Raw genomic sequence first — 17,953 nt, 5'->3', positions numbered from 1 at the left:
GAATCACTGTTTCGTAATTGATGTTCCGTTTTCGACTCAAGGTATAAGGAAGAAACCATGACCCTGCTCAACCCGTTTTTTGGTGAATTTGGCGGCATGTATGTGCCCCAGATCCTCATCCCCGCCCTGCTCCAGCTGGAGAAGGCCTTCGTCGACGCCAAGGATGATCCGGCCTTTATCGCCGAGTTTCAGACCCTGCTGACCGAGTATGCCGGTCGCCCGACCCCGCTCACCCTGACTCGCAATCTGACCAAGGGCACCAAGACCCGCCTCTATCTGAAGCGCGAAGATCTGCTGCACGGCGGCGCCCACAAGACCAACCAGGTGCTGGGTCAGGCGCTGCTGGCCAAGCGGATGGGCAAGAACGAGATCATCGCCGAAACCGGCGCAGGTCAGCATGGCGTGGCCACCGCGCTGGCCTGCGCCCTGCTCGGCCTCAAGTGCCGGGTCTACATGGGTGCCAAGGATTGCGAACGCCAGAAGCCCAACGTCTTTCGCATGAAGCTGATGGGTGCCACCGTTATTCCGGTGCACTCCGGCTCCAGCACCCTCAAAGATGCCTGCAACGAGGCGCTGCGCGACTGGGCCGCCAACTACGAGTCGGCCCACTACCTGCTCGGTACCGCCGCCGGCCCGCACCCCTTCCCCACTATCGTGCGGGAGTTCCAGAAGATGATCGGCGAAGAGGCCAAGGCCCAGTGCTTCGAGAAGGAAGAGCGACTGCCCGATGCGGTGATCGCGTGCGTCGGCGGCGGGTCGAACGCCATCGGCATGTTTGCCGACTTTATCGACAACCCTGAGGTGCGCCTGATCGGCGTCGAGCCGGGTGGTCACGGCATCGAGAGCGGCGAACACGGCGCACCGCTCGGTCACGGCAGCAAGGGGGTCTTCTTCGGCATGCACTCCTACCTGATGCAGGACAATCAGGGGCAAATTCAGGAGTCCTACTCCGTCTCGGCGGGGCTGGACTTCCCCTCCGTCGGCCCGCAGCACGCCCATCTGGCCGCCATCGGCCGCGCCGAGTACCCCTCGGTGACCGACAAGGAGGCGCTGGACGCCTTCCAGGAGCTGGCCAAATCCGAAGGCATCATCCCGGCGCTGGAGTCCTCCCACGCGCTGGCCCACGCCCTCAAGATGGCTCGCAGTGAACCGGAAAAAGAGCAGGTGCTTATCGTCAACCTCTCCGGCCGTGGCGACAAAGATATCTTCACCGTTGCCGATATCTTGGAAACAGAAAGCTTTGAGAAAGAAGGAACCTGCAAATGAACCGTTACGCACAACTCTTCTCCCGTCTGGACGCGGCCAATCAGGGCGCCTTTGTGCCGTTCGTGATGCTGGGTGACCCCACCCCAGAATTGTCACTGGCCATCGTCGATGCGCTGGTCGCAGGGGGCGCCGACGCCCTCGAGCTCGGCATTCCCTTCTCCGATCCGGTGGCGGACGGCCCCACCATTCAGGGCGCCGCCCTGCGCGCGTTTGCCAGCCACACCACCCCGGACGACTGCTTCGAGCTGCTCGGCCGCATCCGCGCCAAGTACCCGCAGTTGCCCATTGGCCTCTTGGTCTACGCCAACCTGGTCTATGTGCGCAAAATTGACGGCTTCTACGAGAAGTGCCAGCAGGCAAGCGTAGATTCGGTGCTGGTCGCCGACGTGCCGGTGCAGATGTGCGCCCCCTACAAGGCGGCCGCCGACAAGTTCGGCATCGACAGCATCTTTATCGCCCCGCCCAATGGTGACGCCGAGACGCTCAAGGCCGTGGCGGAGCTCGGCAATGGCTACACCTATCTGGTGAGCCGCGCCGGCGTGACCGGTGCCGAGACCAAGGCCGGCATGCCGGTGGAAGGTCTCATCAATACCCTGCGCGAGTTCAACGCTCCCCCCGCCCTGCTCGGCTTTGGCATCAGCGAACCGGCTCAGGTGCGTGAAGCCATCGCAGCTGGCGCCGCCGGAGCCATCTCCGGCTCCGCCGTGGTGAAGATCATCGAGACCCACCATCAGAACCCGGAGCATATGCTCACCCGTCTGAAAGAGTTTGTGGAAGGGATGAAGGCCGTGACCAATCGGTAAGAGGCGGCATGGGCCACATGCCATTGACCGTGAGTGCGGAAAGGGAGCCTGATAGGCTCCCTTTCTATTTCCTGCTTGTTGCCGCTCCCAACGTCTTTATCCCCTCTCCCCTTGGGAGAGGGTTAGGGTGAGGGAACCCATAATAATCCAGCGTTATCGAATCGTAGGTTCGAGTAGCGAAGCGTAATCGGATGTTCGCGATCCGGGCGGAGCTAATCCGAACTCCCGAGCCAGCGGTTGGCCCCTTGATGCGGCTTCGCCGCATGGGACGCGAGGGCGCCGCCCCCTATGGGGTTTCGCCCGCCCTTCGGGCTGAGGCGAGTGACTTTGGAAAGCCCCAAAGTCACCAAAGGTCTTCTCCCCCGCTTATTCGCCCGACTGACGTCGGGTACCTTCGGCTCACCCTCTTGCCCAACGGCACGCGCCGATGGGCCTTTGGCCTCCGCCATCCATGGCTCCGGCCAAAGTCCGCTTCGAACATCCGTGTTCTCGCGCCAAATCGGGTCGAGCTGTGCTCGCCCTTTCCCGATTTTGCCCATGGCCCAGCGCCGCTCGCTCGGCGTCCTGCCTCGCGGCCTGGACAAGAGGGCTCGCCTCAGCGAACAAGAGGGGGATCAACACCGTGCCAGCCTGAAGCTACCGTGCAACAGTGAACAAACCCCCTCTCCCCTTGGGAGAGGGCTGGGGTGAGGGGAATTCCCCCCATTAACCCGACAGCTCACTTAAGCAACAGTTTTCACTAATTGATTGAGCCAGCTCAGATTTCTATCAACTTCCACTTTTCATATCTCAATCAGGCCCCTTAAAATAGCCAAACGATAATCCATCTCTCGGGAGAGTGCCATGGAAGCAATTGTTGCTATTTCACAGGTTAACAACAGCAGACTGGGGGCTGTAACCCAGGGGCGGTAGCGTGGTTTTTGTAGATTGACGCAGCGTGTAGCAAAGCCTAACAGGCGAGCATTATTGCACCAACCCGGTCGGGCTAAACAAGGATGTGGTAGATCCGTAAAACAGATTTGCATATATATTTCGCAGTAATCGTTGGGCTTAAATTCGTTCAGCACCAACCTGCGATTTTTAGCCCAACATACGAGATGCTTTGAATTTATTTTTTGTGGCAACTATTAGGACAGAGTGAAGTCATATAAGAAGGCTCTGCTATCGTATTAGTACCGCCTTATATCTAATCACTGTTATAAAAACAAATCAGTTTTATAAGGATGTGAAGTGAAAAAGTTCTATCATGCTGATGTGACGGGCTCTTTAAAAGAGGACATGCACATTAAGTTAGGTAATGGTTCACTGTCGAAATTTGGAAAAATATATCAGGCAAGGTTTAGGCGACTTGGAATTAATGGATTTTGTAGTAATCCACCACCAAAAGAAGTTGCACTCCTAGATAACTCTAGCTATCGAGAATATTTTCTAGAATTCTTTCGGATAGAGCATCCTCACTTAAAAAATTTAGACTTAGTCTCCAGACTGAACTGTTTTTTTGCTGTAGAGTCTATTGATAAAGCATATGAATATGTTGAAAGGCATGGTCATAAAACTAAACCTACGATTTATGAAGTTCATACTGACGGACCAATAATGAAGCTAGATATGACCTGGCTTGATCATCAGTTTCCAAGGGAGTTTAGCGCTTTCGAGTATTACTATAGACACTATTGGCTCGGTAAGAAAATTGAAGAAGATCAACACCTAAGTGGGCATGAAAAGCGAGGCTCATTCATAGAGGTTTTGATCAGTGGAGATGTGTACGTAGGATCAAGAGTAGAGTAAATAATTTTTATATCAAGCCATTCGAGAGGGATTCGCAACGCGTGGCATTTTCACTATGCGTTGGTTTGAATGGTTAAGGTGGCATCGGTATTGCGTTACGCATCCTTAATAGGGAGTTATAACTCATTTGAGGTAAACTCATAAAAATGGCTAAACGGGACGACTTCAAAGCCGCTGTAGTGCGAAAGGTTGCTGAGCGCGCTGCATACATTTGCAGCAATCCTTACTGTCGCAGGATCACCATCGGACCTGACCAAGCCGCATCGAATCTTTCAATTAAAACAGGGGAAGCTGCTCATATCTGCGCAGCCAGTCCGGGCGGTCCTCGTTATGACATGTCACAGACAATTCAACAAAGAAGTGGAATAGCCAATGCAATTTGGCTTTGTGGTGCCTGCGCGGACTTAGTCGATAAGAATGGTGGGCATGGTTATCCCGCAGAACATCTCCGAAAGTGGAAGCGTGATCATGAGTCATTAATGAAGGAATGTCTCGAGGGTGGAAAAAGAGTAGTGTTTCAATTTCTTCCTCACCGGCCGGACGAGAAGTTAGCTAAACGATTGATTTGTCTTTTGGAAGATAAAGGCAGCCTTTTTGAACCGTACGATCAGGAAGATCCCAAAAGGGTCTTTGAGTCTCTTAAGGAGCTGCGGCTACTCATCACAGGAATTCGGGCTGAAATTTCTCCAGATTCCCCGCTATCCATCATTGCCGAATCTATCGTTAGAGCTTGCCGCCATTACATGAATTCAACGCCTAACAATCCAGACCTCCAAGAGCTCAATTTTTCCTTGGGTGCCGTGAGGAAAGTGGTTGGAGTGAACGTCGGTGATCTCATGAAGCATTATGAGATCACTATCAGTAGTGAACTCCAATCAATAGTCCCAGAATGAGTTCTAACAAGCGCAGGTACTGGGACAAAATCTCCGCTGCGCTTCAATTTTTCCCGTGCTGTGGGAGTCCTGCTTCTGGAGGAATTTGAAGTTATGGAAGTAGAGTTTACTAGCTGGCTGAAGCAGTCAGGTAATGATTGGGCTGTGCCTAGTTACCCAGAGTTAATATCTAGGCTATCAAGACATTACTCTGAGCAGACAGGTAGCAAGGTTAATATTTATGAGCTCACAGATTCTCATGTTTTAAAAAACCTTCAGAAGCTATATGGTAAAAATGGTAAGTTTTTCAATATAGGAGAAGAATTGGAAGGCGCTGTTAAATCAGCTCTTTCTTATTATATTCGTTTTTACTCTCAGCAGCAGGCTCAAAAGCAAAATGAAGATCTAATGAAAGCAGTCGAAGACTATTGTAATGATACAAAAGCTGATGAAATGCAAGAATATTGTACTCGGCAAATTTCAATACCACCACAAAGCCAAGCTATTCAATTAAGTGCTCTTTCAATGAACTTTGCTTATGAAAAGGACTTACAACAAACCCTTTGCATGCAAGTTTCTGAATTATTCCCTAGCTATCAGATTTTCGGCGGCGTAGATGTTGGCATAGAGTATCCTATTGGATCTAGAAGAATAGACATACTACTGGAAAAAGCGGATGATAAATCGCTTTTAATCGTAGAGCTTAAGGCTGGTTTAGCTGACTATAAAGTATTTGGGCAAATATCTATGTATTTGGGGTTAATTAAACGCAAGTTTAGCGAACGGTTAGTTGAAGGGGTCATTATTGCAGGCGAAATTGAAGAAAGCTTAGTTCAAGCAGCTGAAACCAATAGTGCAATAAAATTAATGACATACCAGATGAGTCTCAAGTTGGAAGACGCATAACAAATGCCTCAAGACGGATTCGCAAAGCTCGGTGGTTTTGGTTTGAATCGGCTTCAGTGTTTACGGTGTAATAATTGAATATGGTGGCAGCGTTGCTCACCACTTAAGCGGGCGTTAACTGGTAATAGGAAATGCCAAAAGTACCCGATCAAACAAAAATCAGGACACCCATCTTTATGAGCAAAACATTGCATAGCCAGAACCCAAAAGATGGGTGTCAAAGTCTTTATTTTTTGCTCAGCCACGGTATATCAGCCCCTCTTTCCAATCCCGTCGCTACCGCCCCCTTCCCCACACCCGCCACCCCATCAAAGTCAGCATCAATACCATCCCCGGCAGCCAGACCCAGTAGAGCTCGGAGAGGATCACCGCTTCACTTCGGGCGGTGAAATAGGCCTCCAGCCTGAAGGGGGCAACCCGGATCACCTGCCAGGGGGCGAAGAAACGCTCATCACGCCACGGCCAAAGCCAGCCCACTCCCTTGCCGCCGGTGGTGAGCGAATCGAGCAAGCTGTGGGAGAGCAGAGAGACCAGCAAAAACGACCAGACGGTGGCGGCACTGGCCCGAAATTGGCGGTGAAGCAGCATGGCCAGCGTGGGCAGGACAAAGGCGAACAGCAGGGAGTGGGTAAAGCCGCGGTGGCCAAAAACATGGCCGTAAGCGACCCCCAACTTGAAAGCGAGCACATCGGCATCGGGCAGCATGGCGATGGCAACCCCCGCCAGCAGCAGGCGTGGCGGGATAATCCGGCTGCCAAGCCCGAGCCCAAGACAGAGAGGGACGGCGACGTGAGTGACGATGGTGGGCATAGGGTGAAGCTCCAACTGAAAACGTTAGCCTACCTTATCCCCGCTCGGTGAAGTGAAGGTGAAGTTGCGTACCACCAGCCTTGAGCCCATGGCGGGCATTGCCTACAATGACCCACTTTTTATCACACTCAGGTAAATAAAATGAGCGACAACAAACCGGCCCTGCCCGACCGCCTGGCGGCCAACCCGCGCAGCCCGCACCATGTGGCGGAGTGCTTCCAGCACGAGATCGGCATTCGCGTGAACGGCAAGGAGCGCACCAATGTCGAGGAGTACTGCATCAGCGAAGGTTGGGTGAAGATCCCCTCCCCCAAGGCCAAGGATCGCTACGGCAACCCCATGCTGATCACCGTCAAGGGCACCGTCGAGGCCTTCTACGCCTAAGCCCGCCATGGCTCCACCCCTGACAAGGGGCTGAGATCCCAAAACACCGGCCTTGCGCCGGTGTTTTGTTTCAGGGCCCCTGTGACACGCCAAGCGGTGGGCAAGAGTTGTCGCAACCCATCCAAGTCCCTCTTGCATCGCTCTGGCGCCTCGGCAATCCTTGCCGCCCTTCTGTCAGTTTCAAGACTTTTCCATGAACAAACTGTTTACCCTGTTTACGCTATTGACCCTGGCGGGGATGGCCCGCGCCGATATCCTGATCAACCCCAATATCGTGGTCGCCAATGGTGGCCAGGGTTACGGGGGCGGACGCATCCATGTCTGCACTCTGACCCCCTTCAATAGCGTCTATGCCGATGCGGGGCGCAGCGAGTGGCTGGCGCGCCAGAAGGTGAGCCGCCGCTGCCAGCAGGGCCAAGGCAACAACAGCCTGTTTTGCGAGGCGGCCAAGGCGAGCTGCCTGACAACCCGATTGGACGAAGGGGACGACGCCAGCACTCTGTTGGTGTTTGACGGCGCCCATCAGAGCGGCGAGTCCCTGCGCATCGACCGGGATATTGCGGATCTCGGCCGCTACGGCTTTGCCAACCGTATCTCCTCCTTCACCGTGCCGGCTGGCTGGGTGGTGCGTTTCTTCGAGGAGACCGACTTTCGCGGCGGCTACTACACCCGCAAGGGCGGCGAGCAGGAGGCGACCGATTTCAACAACCGCATCCGCTCGGTGCGGATCCTGAGCCGCTAGCGCCTTGCCCCATCACCTCTTCGCCATAAAAAAACCTCTGCTTGGGCAGAGGTTTTTGCTTTTTGATGCTTACTGCCAGTTGGGGTCGGCCTCAACCTGCTTCATCAGGGCGGCCTGCATCCCCTTGTCCGGCTGGCCGAGCCAGGTGTAGCGGGCAAACTTCGACGGGGTTTCGCGGGCGGCATCGGTATCTGGCAGGTCAATCAGCACGCCCCACACCCGCTTGGCCTTGGCATCCACCAGCAATTGCATGTAGTGGCTGGCGCAATCGTGGGGTTTGCAGACCGAGCCGCTCTGATAGGGGGTGCCGGCCACTGCTTCGAGCGGGGAGCTGGTACCGTTGCCGCTGCGCACCCACTTGGGCAGGTTCTTGATGCCGTCCGTCGCCTTGGCCCAAGGGGCCTTGAAGTCCGCCGACAGCAGCAGATCCGAGGTATAAGTGGCGGCGGCAAACGCCGGCACGGCAGTAAGTATTCACCGGAACAGTATTGACACAGGAAAAATGAGACGATCGTCTCTTGATCCCACTTTCCTGCTTGCTTGATCCTGCTCCTTAGATACGCTCCCCCCATGAGCAAAAACACCATGCATTCCGCGGGAATGCCCACCACTCTGGAGCAGGCCAACGAGCTGATTTATAAGCTCCTCGACCGCATCGCCGAGCTGGAGGACCGCCTCAATCAGCACAGCGGCAACTCCTCCAAGCCGCCTTCCAGCGACGGCCCCGGTGCACCGCCGCCGGCCCGCAAGCGTCCGGCGTCCGGCAAGCAACGGGGGGCGCAGCCCGGTCACAAGGGACATCGCCGCGAGCGGCATCCGCTTGATGCCCGCCTGACCCTGGTCCCGCATTACCCTGCCGCCGATTGCGCTTGCTGTGGCGGGGACATGGTGGCCCATGCCAAACCCTATCAGGTTCATCAGGTGTTCGAGCTGCCCGAGGTGAGCTATCTCGTCACCGAACACCAACTGTATCGTGCGACCTGCTCACGGTGTATCGGCACGACCCAGGCCGCACTGCCAGACAACGTCAGCAGCAGCCAGATGGGGGCCAATCTGCTCAGCTACATCGCGCTGCAAAGCGGCCAGTTTCACCAGAGCGTCAGCCAGATACAGCAGCAGCTCAAACAGCATTTCGGCCTGAGTTTTAGCCGGGGCGCCATCAGTGAGGCGCAGGGGCGGGTGAGTGCCATGCTCACCCCGACCTACCAGGCCATCAAGCAGCAGGTGCAGACGGCCACCCACGTTCATGCCGATGAGACCCGGCATCAGCGGGGTGGAGAGCGCCGCTGGATGTGGCTGGCGCTGAGCAAGATAGCCGTCTGCTTCATGACGGCCTATGGCCGTGGTCAGGAGGCGGCCAAGCGGCTGCTGGGCGCCGAGTTTGACGGGGTGCTGGTGACCGACCAGTACGCCGGCTACCGGTTTATCGACGCCGACCAGCGGCAACTGTGCTGGGCCCACGTGGCCCGCAATCTCGTGGCCATCGCCGAGAGTAGCGAGCAGTGCAACCAGCCCATCGGTGCCCGGTTGGTCTTGCTGGCGGATGCGGTGTTTCGTACCCGGCACCGTTGGGAAAGCGGTGCGTTGAGCAAGCAGAAATACCTGCGCAGGCTCGCGCGTTACCGGCAAAGCTGGCGAAGCCAGTTGGAGCGCGGCGCCCTGTTGTGCAGCAAACGCTACCGTGGACGATGCCAGTTGCTGCTGCGGGATGACGAGATGCTGTGGCGGTTTATGACTGACGACGAAATAGCGCTGACCAACAACGAGGCGGAGCGGGCGCTGCGTGGCTATGTGCTCTGGCGCAAGGGTAGCTACGGCGTGTGGTCTCACCGGGGCGAGCTGTTTCGCCAGCGCATCCTGTCGTTGGTGGAGACCGGCAAGCGATTGGGCCGCTGCCCACAGGAGTGGTTGAGGGCCGTGGTCAGGGCGTGCATCGAGAAGACAGATTATCCCATCCCGGCAGAACTGATGCCGTCAACCCCGTCCTGGTGAATAGATACGCACGGCACTGGTCAGCAGCAGGGAGATCGCAATAGCGCGAGAGAGACGGGTCATGGAAACTTCCTTCTTAGGTAATGCCTGAAAAACGCGCTCACAGCGCATCGTCACGCTACTCCCTCCCCGGCTACCTGTCGACTACGAGAACATCAGGAACCCGACATTAGACTTCGTCATTTTATGGCGTAATAAAGTAACAATTGTTCCCTTCAACAGGAAAACGTTTTCTTTGCTTTTGCGCTGTTAGCGCCCTATTGATAATCAAGTAGGTATAGACCAGCACATTATTTGTGATCAATCACTCATTTCCATTATTTCTTGAACGCAAGAAACTATCTATCTGCGCGTCTCGAAATTAACCCAACCCAGAATGTTAACTTATTGGTGATTTTCGTTTTGTTTTTGTTTGAGCCGCCAAGAAAACAAGTAGTTATAATTCCACACCAGACCACTAAAAACCTAAATTTAACAATAATTTTTCTGCATATAAACATTAATGGGCGTGGTTCACATTTATTGAGGGGCCGGCGGATTTCCACTATTGCAAAACTTATATTTGCGCAGCCAGGCAGGAGGAATACCTGCTCTATCCACCCTACATGCAAATAGGTGAACCAAGGTGAAAAAATCCATTTTCAAGATCGGTGCGCTCTCTCTGGCAATGCTATCTGCCGGTGTGGCGGCCAAAGATTACGAGATCGTCAACGTTGTGAAGGTGTCCGGCATCCCATGGTTCAATCAGATGAACAAGGGAATAGAGCAGGCAGCGACTGACCTTGGTGTGAATGCTCGCCAGGTTGGGCCTTCAACCCCGGATCCAGCCCAACAAGTAAAAATCATTGAAGATCTGATCGCCAAAGGCGTCGATGCCATCACTGTTGTTCCCAATGACGTCACTGTACTGGAACCCGTCTTCAAGAAAGCCCGTGAAAAAGGAATCGTGGTGTTAACCCATGAGTCGCCTGATAAACACAACGCAGACTGGGACATAGAGACACTGGACAACACCGCATATGCCAAAGCCACTATGGATGAGTTGGCCAAGCATATGGGGAATAAAGGTGGTTACGTTGTTTATGTAGGCTCTCTCACCGTTCCTCTACACAACAACTGGGCAGACCTCGCCATCGCGTATCAAAAAGAGGCTTACCCAGAGATGCATGAAGTCACCAGCCGAATGCCTGTCGCTGAAAGCGTTGATGCCTCATATGCCACTACCAATGACCTGATGAAAGCGCATCCGGATATGAAGGGTATCGTCTCTTATGGGTCGCTGGGGCTGATCGGTGCAGGTGAAGCCATCAAGAAAAAGCGCGCCAAAGACAAGATCAACACCGTCGGGATCCTGATGCCAAGCCAGGCGGCTCCTTATCTGGTCCGTGGAGAGATCGACAAAGGCTTCCTGTGGAATCCTGCCGATGCCGGTTACGCCCTGGTTTCAGTGGCCAAAATGATGCTGGATGGCAAAGAGATCAAAGAGGGTCTGGAAATTCAGAACCTGGGCAAGGCCGAGGTCAATGCTGATACCAAGGTCATCAAATTCAACAAGATTCTGGAAGTAGACAAGACCAACGCCAGCAGCTTGGGATTCTAACTCCCTTCTCCGCATAAGGGTGAGTCAGGGGAATGGGGTGTCTGACTCACCTTCTTGTGAAACCTGTAGCCGTCCCTATATTCACCGGCAGGATATATATGTCGAACGAATTCATCACTCTCAAAAACGTCTCCAAGCACTTTGGTTCCGTCAAAGCACTGAGCAATATCAATATCAGTTTCAAGCGCGGTGAAGTGCATTGTCTCGCAGGTAAAAACGGCTGCGGCAAAAGCACGCTTTTCAAGGTGATATCAGGAGTTCATGCACCGGAGAGCGGGGCCCGAATTATCATTGATGGACAGGAATACAATCGCCTGACCCCCCAGCAGTCTCTCGAACATGGTGTGCAGGTTATCTATCAGGATCTCTCCTTGTTTCCCAATCTCACCGTGTTCGAAAACATAGCCATTCAGGATCATATGAAGTGGTATTGGGGATTTGTCAGCAATACGCGACTAAAGCAGATCGCCAGACATGCCATGTCCACAGTCGGTGTCGATTTACCATTGGACAAACGGGTGGAACAACTATCTATCGCTCAATGCCAGCTTGTCGCCATCTGCCGAGCCATGGCTGCCGATGCCAAACTGGTGATCATGGATGAACCCACTGCCTCCCTGACTCGAAGCGAAGTGAACAACCTGATAAAAGTTGTGGCTGACCTGAAAGCCAGAGGTATTACCGTTGTGTTTGTGAGTCACAAGCTCGACGAAGTCATGGAGATTTCTGATCGCATTACCGTGATCCGTGACGGTGAAACCGTTGGAACCTTTGAAGCCAATGCCGTGGATAGTGATGAACTGGCATTTTTGATGACGGGACAGCGTTTCGAATTCACGCCCATCGGAGATTTCACACCGAAATCTGATGGTGGCGATGTTCGCCTGACGACCGACAAGCTCTCAAGAAAGGGGCAATTTTACGATATCGATCTGGTGCTACGTGCAGGTGAAATTGTCTCCATTACCGGACTACTGGGGTCGGGACGAAGCGAACTGTGCCTGTCGTTATTTGGCATGACCAAACCTGACAGCGGTGCCATCGCCATCAATGGCGCATCTGTCAGCTTTGACAACAACCGCGACGCCATTGCCAAAGGCATTGGCTACGTGACTGAAGACCGCATGAGTACCGGGTTGGTGATGGCTCAGAGCATCGCCGATAACACGACGGCAACCATTCTTCCCGACTTATCCCACCATGGCATGCTGGATCATGATAAAGCCAAGAGGCTGGTCAACCAGCTCATCAAATCTCTTGCCATCAAGGTTGCCGACCCCGCGTTGCCGGTAACCAGTCTCTCTGGTGGCAATGCCCAGCGTATTGCCATCGCCAAATGGATTGCCGCCAATCCCCAGATCCTGATCCTGGATTCACCCACAGTGGGCGTCGATATTGCGAATAAAGAGAGCATCTACCAAATCGCTCGGGATTTAGCCGCACAAGGGATAGCCATTCTGATGGTCAGTGATGAAATTCCAGAGGTTTATTACAACAGCCACAGGGTGATTGTGATGAAAGAAGGGCGTTTCACTCATGAGTTCACACCTTCAAATTGTACAGAGCAGGAGATTATGGAGGCCGTCAATGCTTGATATACGAAGCCTGTTCAAGCACCACGAATTTTATCTGGCGGTACTTATTGTGCTATTGATGACGGGTTTGAATGTCGGCACAACAGACTTTATGACGCTGGGCAATATCTTTGACATGACGGTAAGCTCAGCCATTTTGGGGATCATGGCCTGTGGTCTGTTTGTCGTGCTGATCGCCGGAGGCATCGATATATCATTCCCCGCCACAGCCGCTATTGCCCAATATGTCATGGCCAGCTATATCCTCGCCAACGGAGGCAACTTCACTCTTGCCTTTATCATTGCGGCGGCTGTTGGCTCTCTCCTCGGCATACTTAACGCCGTACTGGTATACCGGCTCAAGGTCCCCGCCATCATCATCACCATCGCCATGTTGAATGTCTATTTTGGTTTGCTGATATACATCAGCAACGGTGAATGGCTCTATGGCTTCCCTGAATGGTTTATGGAAGGGACCGAATTGCTGAGCTTCACTGGCAATGACGGCTACGACTATGGCCTGAATCTGCCGATCATGGCACTGCTGATCACTATCATCTTCACCTCCCTGCTGATGAACAAAACCCGTATCGGTCGACAAATCTATGCAATGGGAGGCAACAGCGATGCCGCAGGCCGCATTGGCATCAACCTGTTTGCTCTACATCTGTTTGTCTATGGCTATATGGGAGCCTTGGCAGGCATAGCCGCCGTTGTACAGACCCAGATTACGCAATCAGTTGCGCCCAACTCCCTCATGGGTTTCGAATTGACTGTGCTGGCAGCGGTGGTATTGGGTGGGGCCAGCATGACTGGCGGCAAAGGCACCTTGTTAGGTGTCATCCTTGGGGTCGCCTTGCTGGCCATTCTCAAGAATGGATTGACGCTGCTGAATGTTCCGTCTTACTGGCACACCGTCGTGACCGGCTTGATCATCCTCCTGAGTATCAGCATTACCGCCCTGAATGAAAAACGACAGGCACAACAGGAGGCCTAATGGACGCATTAATGAATACCCTGAAGCTGCCAACGGACAGAAACATCCGCTATCTGCTGGTGATTATGGCCATCATCTTCCTCCTGATGGCCCTGAGCTCGGGAGCCACCTTCTTTTCAATGGCCAACTTGCAGTCCATGTCATCCCAGATGCCACTGCTGGGGATCCTGGCACTGGCGATGATGGTGTGCATGTTGACCGGTGGTATCAATCTGTCGATCATCGCGACGACCAACGCTTGTGCATTGGTGATGGCCAGTATTATTACCGGCGGCCCGGAAAACACCCCGGTGTTGATCACCGCGATGGCAGCCGGTTTGGCGACTGCCATCGCGGTAGGATTGGCCAATGGATTCTTGATTGCTTATATCGGTGTCTCACCAATCTTGGCGACCCTGGGCATGATGACCTTCATCAACGGCCTGAATGTACTGATCTCCGGGGGAAGCGTGATCTCCGGTTTTCCGGAGGCCTTGCTTACGCTAGGCAATGGTTCCATTCTCGGGATCCCCATGCCCCTCGTGCTGTTTGCCCTATTTGCTCTGGGCCTGTGGGCCATGCTGGAGCATACCCCATTGGGCCGGACCATTTACCTAATTGGTTCCAACGAAAAAGCCAGCCGCTTTTCCGGTATCAATACCCAGAAATCTCTGATGTATGTCTATGTAGTCTCTTCGGTGCTGTGCTGGGTCTCGGCATTGATCATGATGGCCAAGTTCAACTCGGCAAAGGCAGGCTATGGCGAGTCATATTTGCTGGTTGCCATCCTGGCCTCCGTATTGGGAGGTATCAACCCTGATGGCGGTTTCGGTCGCATCATAGGCATCTGTCTGGCTCTTATCGTGCTACAGACCCTGGAAAGTGGTCTCAATCTGTTGGGTGTTTCAAGTTACCTGACCATGGCCCTTTGGGGGGGCATCCTCATTCTTTTCATCGCCCTGCAAAAGTACAAAGCATAGGAACCCGTTATGAGTAGTTATTTTATCGGTGTGGATGTGGGTAGCGGCAGTGCCCGGGCCGGCGTATTCGATATCTATGGTCGCAAGACCGGTGAGGCCAAACGTAATATTCAAGTCTTCAAGCCCAGCGCCAATTTTGTTGAACAGTCATCCGATGATATCTGGCAATGCGTCTGCATGGCCGTACGTGATGCCGTATCCCAGGCCAACATAGAGCCTATTCAGGTCAAAGGTATTGGTTTTGATGCAACGTGCTCCTTGGTCGTACTTGATCAACAGGGCCAGCCACTGACCGTCAGCCCCACAGGGCGACAAGAACAAAACATCATCATGTGGATGGATCATCGCGCTATTGCACAAGCAGACAGGATCAATGCTGGCAAGCATCCTGTACTGGCTTTCGTCGGCAATACCATTTCCCCCGAGATGCAAACCCCCAAGCTTTTGTGGCTGAAACAACACATGCCATCGACTTGGGCTAAAGCCGGATATTTCTTCGATCTGCCAGATTTTCTGACCTGGAAATCGACCGGAGACAACAGTCGTTCTCTATGCTCCACAGTATGCAAATGGACCTACATGGGACATGAAGAACGATGGGACAGAAGCTTTTTTGAATCTATTGGCCTTGATGATCTGCTACGCAACAATGCGCACGCAATAGGCTCGGATATTCGCCCCATGGGACAGCCTTCTGGTAATGGTCTGACCCGCCAAGCAGCTCAGGAATTGGGGCTGGTCATTGGTACTCGGGTAGGCACCTCCATTATTGATGCTCATGCTGGAGGCATTGGTGTATTAGGTGCCGCGGGTACCACCGGAGAAGCCGCCGATTTCAACAAACGTCTGGCATTGATCGGGGGAACATCTTCTTGCCATATGACAGTGTCAAAAACCGCACGCTTTATCGATGGTATCTGGGGAGCCTATTACAGTGCCATGATCCCGGGGTATTGGCTCAACGAGGGGGGACAGTCCGCGACCGGTGCGCTTATCGATCATGTCATCACCGCCCATCCATGCTACGAACAAGCAGCCTCACAAGCTGATGCCGCCGGGCTCACCATCTATGAACTGCTCAATGAATTGTTGCTCCAACTAGCTGGCAGTAAAGAAGATATTGCTTATCTGACCAAGGATCGTCATGTGCTTCCTTACTTCCACGGCAATCGCTCACCCCGCGCCAACCCACACCTGACGGGCTCGATGACAGGGTTGACCATGAACCGAACTCTGGAAGATATGGCACTACAGTATCTAGCCACGATTCAAGCTATCGCCTTGGGTACGCGGCATATCATTGAGGTCAAAAACGCGGCAGGCTACGAGATAGATACCATCATGGGATGTGGCGGAGGAACCAAAAACCCTGTTTTCATTCAAGAACATGCGAATGCAACAGGGTGTGCCATGTTACTACCGGAAGAGAGTGAAGCCGTCTTGCTTGGGTCTGCCATGCTGGGAGCAGTGGCTGCAGGCTTTTATGCTGACATCCCTGATGCCATGAATGCCATGAGCCGTATCGGTAAAACAGTCACTCCCCAGGCCAACAAGAGCAAACGCTACTACGATGCCAAGTACCGGGTATTTCAGCAGATGTATGAGGACGATTGCCACTATAAGGCCATGATGGCCGAATTTTGATGGACTAACGTCAGCGAACAGCAAAGTGACATTACTGGAATAGAAAAGCGGCTCATGCCGCTTTTCTATTTTTGTGGTTATGAAGAATCACCCTCTCCACAAAAACAACACCCCGCCGCGTCGGGTGACGGGCGGGGTGTTGTAGCGCACAACTCTATCAGGCCAGGGAGACGAAGATCCCCGCCAGGGTGGCGCTCATCAGGTTGGCCAGGGTGGCGGCCAGTACGGCGCGCAGGCCCATGCTGGCCACATCGTGGCGGCGCTCAGGGGCCAGGGTACCGATGGAGCCAAGCTGCACCGCAATCGATCCCAGGTTGGCAAAGCCGCACAGGGCGAAGGTGATGATGATCTGGGAGTGGGCGCTCAACTGATCCTTGATGGAGGCGAAGTCCAGATAGGCGACGAACTCGTTCATGATCACCTTCTGACCGATAAGCGATCCTGCCGCCATCATCTCGTCAGCCGGCACACCAATCAGCCAGGCCACCGGGGCAAACAGGTAACCGAGCAGCTGCTGCAGGGTGAGCGCGCTCCAGCCGAACCACTCGCCGACCATGGTGAGGCCGGCATTGATCATGGTGATGACGCTGACGAAGGCCAGCAAGATGGTGCCGATGGCCACGGCGATCTTCATGCCGTTCATGGCACCGCCCGCCAGGGCATCAATGGCGTTGCTGTAGTCACTCTTGTCGAGGGTGATCTCGTCCTGCTCGCGCACCCGCTCCTGCTCGGGCACCAGGAGCTTGGCCATCAACAGGCCCCCCGGCGCAGCCATAAAGGAGGCAGCAATGAGGTATTTAAGCTCCACGCCAAGACCGGCGTAGCCGCCCAGCACCGAGCCCGCCACCGAGGCCATGCCGCAGGTCATCACCGCAAAGAGCTCGGAGCGAGTCATGCCGGCCAGGAAGGGGCGGATCAGCAGCGGAGATTCCCCTTGCGAGAGGAAGATATTGCCGGTGGCCACCAGGGATTCGGCGCGGCTGGTGCCGAGCAGGCGGTGAATGCCACCCCCCAACACCCGGATCACCCACTGCATGATGCCGAAGTGATAGAGCACGGCGATCAGCGCACTAATGAAGATAACGAGCGGCAACACCCGCACGGCGAAGATAAAGCCGTTGGTCGCCAGATCGCCGAACACGAAGCGGATGCCGCTGTCGGCAAAACCGAGCAGGGCAGAGACGCCATTGCTCATGGCACCGAGCATGATTTGACCGGGGGGGAAATAAAGCACCAGAGCGGCAAAGCCGGTCTGCAGGGCAAGCGCCCCCAGCACGGTTCGCCAACGGATGGCACGGCGGTTTTCACTCGCCAGCCAGGCGATAAACATCAGGGCCAGCATACCGACCAGACTCAATAACAGTGTCATCTTGCACCTATGAAGAGAGGAGTTTCATACGGCAAGTCTGCAGACGGGTGTCGCGAGACGGTCAGGCGGGAGGCGTGCCGACCCACGCGACACACAGACCACAAACCTACAGGTTAGTGGCGGGTCCCATCCTGGGGTCATTCACGTTCCGGGTGACAGCATGTATCGGGTGACGCCAGCGCCGTCGCGAGGAGAAATGCGGCCGGGTGGCAGGTCGGGCGGCGATGGTACAGTGATTGGCATCACA

16 protein-coding genes are annotated in these 17,953 nt (G+C 54.3%); 13 read left to right on the top strand and 3 right to left on the bottom strand.

The features are described from left to right. Nucleotides 1-57: 57 nt before the first annotated feature. From trpB to I6L37_RS10970, 5 genes are all read left to right on the top strand, one after another. Nucleotides 58-1,266, top strand: coding sequence for a tryptophan synthase subunit beta (gene trpB / locus I6L37_RS10990; RefSeq protein ID WP_216994061.1), 1,209 nt, complete (start codon nt 58-60; stop codon nt 1,264-1,266). Beyond that, a complete protein-coding gene (gene trpA / locus I6L37_RS10985; protein WP_216994060.1) occupies nt 1,263-2,069 on the top strand; it encodes a tryptophan synthase subunit alpha in 807 nt (268 codons plus the stop codon). The genes trpB and trpA overlap by 4 nt, the downstream gene beginning before the upstream one ends. A gap of 1,230 nt (nt 2,070-3,299) precedes the next feature. Further along, nucleotides 3,300-3,857, top strand: coding sequence for a hypothetical protein (locus tag I6L37_RS10980; protein WP_216994059.1), 558 nt, complete (start codon nt 3,300-3,302; stop codon nt 3,855-3,857). A gap of 146 nt (nt 3,858-4,003) precedes the next feature. Beyond that, a complete protein-coding gene (locus I6L37_RS10975; RefSeq protein WP_216994058.1) occupies nt 4,004-4,750 on the top strand; it encodes a hypothetical protein in 747 nt (248 codons plus the stop codon). A 93-nt stretch (nt 4,751-4,843) separates the two neighbouring features. Next, nucleotides 4,844-5,635, top strand: coding sequence for an endonuclease NucS domain-containing protein (locus tag I6L37_RS10970; protein WP_216994057.1), 792 nt, complete (start codon nt 4,844-4,846; stop codon nt 5,633-5,635). Nucleotides 5,636-5,911: 276 nt separating this feature from the next. On the opposite strand, the gene I6L37_RS10965 is transcribed toward I6L37_RS10970, so the two are convergent. After that, nucleotides 5,912-6,445 (bottom strand): metal-dependent hydrolase, encoded by a 534-nt coding sequence (locus tag I6L37_RS10965; protein WP_216994056.1) that lies wholly within the window; start codon nt 6,443-6,445, stop codon nt 5,912-5,914. A gap of 141 nt (nt 6,446-6,586) precedes the next feature. On the opposite strand from I6L37_RS10965, the gene I6L37_RS10960 reads away from it, so the two are divergent. Together I6L37_RS10960 and I6L37_RS10955 are read left to right on the top strand one after the other, a co-directional pair. Then, nucleotides 6,587-6,829 (top strand): DUF3297 family protein, encoded by a 243-nt coding sequence (locus tag I6L37_RS10960; RefSeq protein WP_005302916.1) that lies wholly within the window; start codon nt 6,587-6,589, stop codon nt 6,827-6,829. Nucleotides 6,830-7,022: 193 nt separating this feature from the next. Continuing rightward, entirely contained in the window at nt 7,023-7,571 is a 549-nt protein-coding gene (locus I6L37_RS10955) for a beta/gamma crystallin-related protein (protein WP_216994055.1), read from the top strand. 69 nt (nt 7,572-7,640) lie between these two features. Here the strand turns inward: I6L37_RS10955 and I6L37_RS10950 are convergent, their stop codons facing one another. Then, the gene (locus tag I6L37_RS10950; protein WP_216994152.1) at nt 7,641-8,045 is read right to left on the bottom strand and encodes an inhibitor of vertebrate lysozyme family protein; all 405 of its coding nucleotides are present in this window, start codon (nt 8,043-8,045) and stop codon (nt 7,641-7,643) included. 96 nt (nt 8,046-8,141) lie between these two features. On the opposite strand from I6L37_RS10950, the gene I6L37_RS10945 reads away from it, so the two are divergent. From I6L37_RS10945 to I6L37_RS10920, 6 genes are all read left to right on the top strand, one after another. After that, nucleotides 8,142-9,563, top strand: a complete 1,422-nt coding sequence (locus I6L37_RS10945) for an IS66-like element ISKpn15 family transposase (RefSeq protein WP_032495448.1) — start codon at nt 8,142-8,144, stop codon at nt 9,561-9,563. A gap of 625 nt (nt 9,564-10,188) precedes the next feature. After that, on the top strand, nt 10,189-11,163 hold the full coding sequence (locus tag I6L37_RS10940) for an autoinducer 2 ABC transporter substrate-binding protein (RefSeq protein WP_042072935.1): 975 nt from the start codon (nt 10,189-10,191) through the stop codon (nt 11,161-11,163). Between the two features lie 98 nt (nt 11,164-11,261). Next, nucleotides 11,262-12,758 carry a sugar ABC transporter ATP-binding protein gene (locus tag I6L37_RS10935; RefSeq protein ID WP_216994054.1) on the top strand — a complete coding sequence of 499 codons (1,497 nt, stop codon included), beginning with the start codon at nt 11,262-11,264 and terminating at the stop codon, nt 12,756-12,758. Further along, on the top strand, nt 12,751-13,734 hold the full coding sequence (locus I6L37_RS10930; RefSeq protein ID WP_026458385.1) for an ABC transporter permease: 984 nt from the start codon (nt 12,751-12,753) through the stop codon (nt 13,732-13,734). The genes I6L37_RS10935 and I6L37_RS10930 overlap by 8 nt, the downstream gene beginning before the upstream one ends. Next, nucleotides 13,734-14,693 carry an ABC transporter permease gene (locus I6L37_RS10925; protein WP_216994053.1) on the top strand — a complete coding sequence of 320 codons (960 nt, stop codon included), beginning with the start codon at nt 13,734-13,736 and terminating at the stop codon, nt 14,691-14,693. The genes I6L37_RS10930 and I6L37_RS10925 overlap by 1 nt, the downstream gene beginning before the upstream one ends. Nucleotides 14,694-14,702: 9 nt before the next feature. After that, a complete protein-coding gene (locus I6L37_RS10920) occupies nt 14,703-16,337 on the top strand; it encodes an FGGY-family carbohydrate kinase (RefSeq protein ID WP_216994052.1) in 1,635 nt (544 codons plus the stop codon). 157 nt (nt 16,338-16,494) lie between these two features. On the opposite strand, the gene I6L37_RS10915 is transcribed toward I6L37_RS10920, so the two are convergent. Then, nucleotides 16,495-17,706, bottom strand: coding sequence for a NupC/NupG family nucleoside CNT transporter (locus I6L37_RS10915; protein WP_124239105.1), 1,212 nt, complete (start codon nt 17,704-17,706; stop codon nt 16,495-16,497). Nucleotides 17,707-17,953: the final 247 nt, after the last annotated feature.

Origin of the sequence: Aeromonas sp. FDAARGOS 1407, from assembly GCF_019048725.1 — a bacterium.
Taxonomy (GTDB): domain Bacteria; phylum Pseudomonadota; class Gammaproteobacteria; order Enterobacterales; family Aeromonadaceae; genus Aeromonas; species Aeromonas enteropelogenes.
The sequence above is the reverse complement of the archived record's forward strand: the minus strand, read 5'-3'. Positions and strand labels throughout refer to the sequence as shown.

Coding starts and splice junctions, on each gene's coding strand:
- trpB (WP_216994061.1), top strand. CDS start 58: ATGACCCTGCTCAACCCGTTTTTTGGTGAATTTGGCGGCATGTATGTG.
- trpA (WP_216994060.1), top strand. CDS start 1,263: ATGAACCGTTACGCACAACTCTTCTCCCGTCTGGACGCGGCCAATCAG.
- I6L37_RS10975 (WP_216994058.1), top strand. CDS start 4,004: ATGGCTAAACGGGACGACTTCAAAGCCGCTGTAGTGCGAAAGGTTGCT.
- I6L37_RS10970 (WP_216994057.1), top strand. CDS start 4,844: ATGGAAGTAGAGTTTACTAGCTGGCTGAAGCAGTCAGGTAATGATTGG.
- I6L37_RS10965 (WP_216994056.1), bottom strand. CDS start 6,445: ATGCCCACCATCGTCACTCACGTCGCCGTCCCTCTCTGTCTTGGGCTC.
- I6L37_RS10960 (WP_005302916.1), top strand. CDS start 6,587: ATGAGCGACAACAAACCGGCCCTGCCCGACCGCCTGGCGGCCAACCCG.
- I6L37_RS10955 (WP_216994055.1), top strand. CDS start 7,023: ATGAACAAACTGTTTACCCTGTTTACGCTATTGACCCTGGCGGGGATG.
- I6L37_RS10945 (WP_032495448.1), top strand. CDS start 8,142: ATGAGCAAAAACACCATGCATTCCGCGGGAATGCCCACCACTCTGGAG.
- I6L37_RS10935 (WP_216994054.1), top strand. CDS start 11,262: ATGTCGAACGAATTCATCACTCTCAAAAACGTCTCCAAGCACTTTGGT.
- I6L37_RS10930 (WP_026458385.1), top strand. CDS start 12,751: ATGCTTGATATACGAAGCCTGTTCAAGCACCACGAATTTTATCTGGCG.
- I6L37_RS10925 (WP_216994053.1), top strand. CDS start 13,734: ATGGACGCATTAATGAATACCCTGAAGCTGCCAACGGACAGAAACATC.
- I6L37_RS10920 (WP_216994052.1), top strand. CDS start 14,703: ATGAGTAGTTATTTTATCGGTGTGGATGTGGGTAGCGGCAGTGCCCGG.
- I6L37_RS10915 (WP_124239105.1), bottom strand. CDS start 17,706: ATGACACTGTTATTGAGTCTGGTCGGTATGCTGGCCCTGATGTTTATC.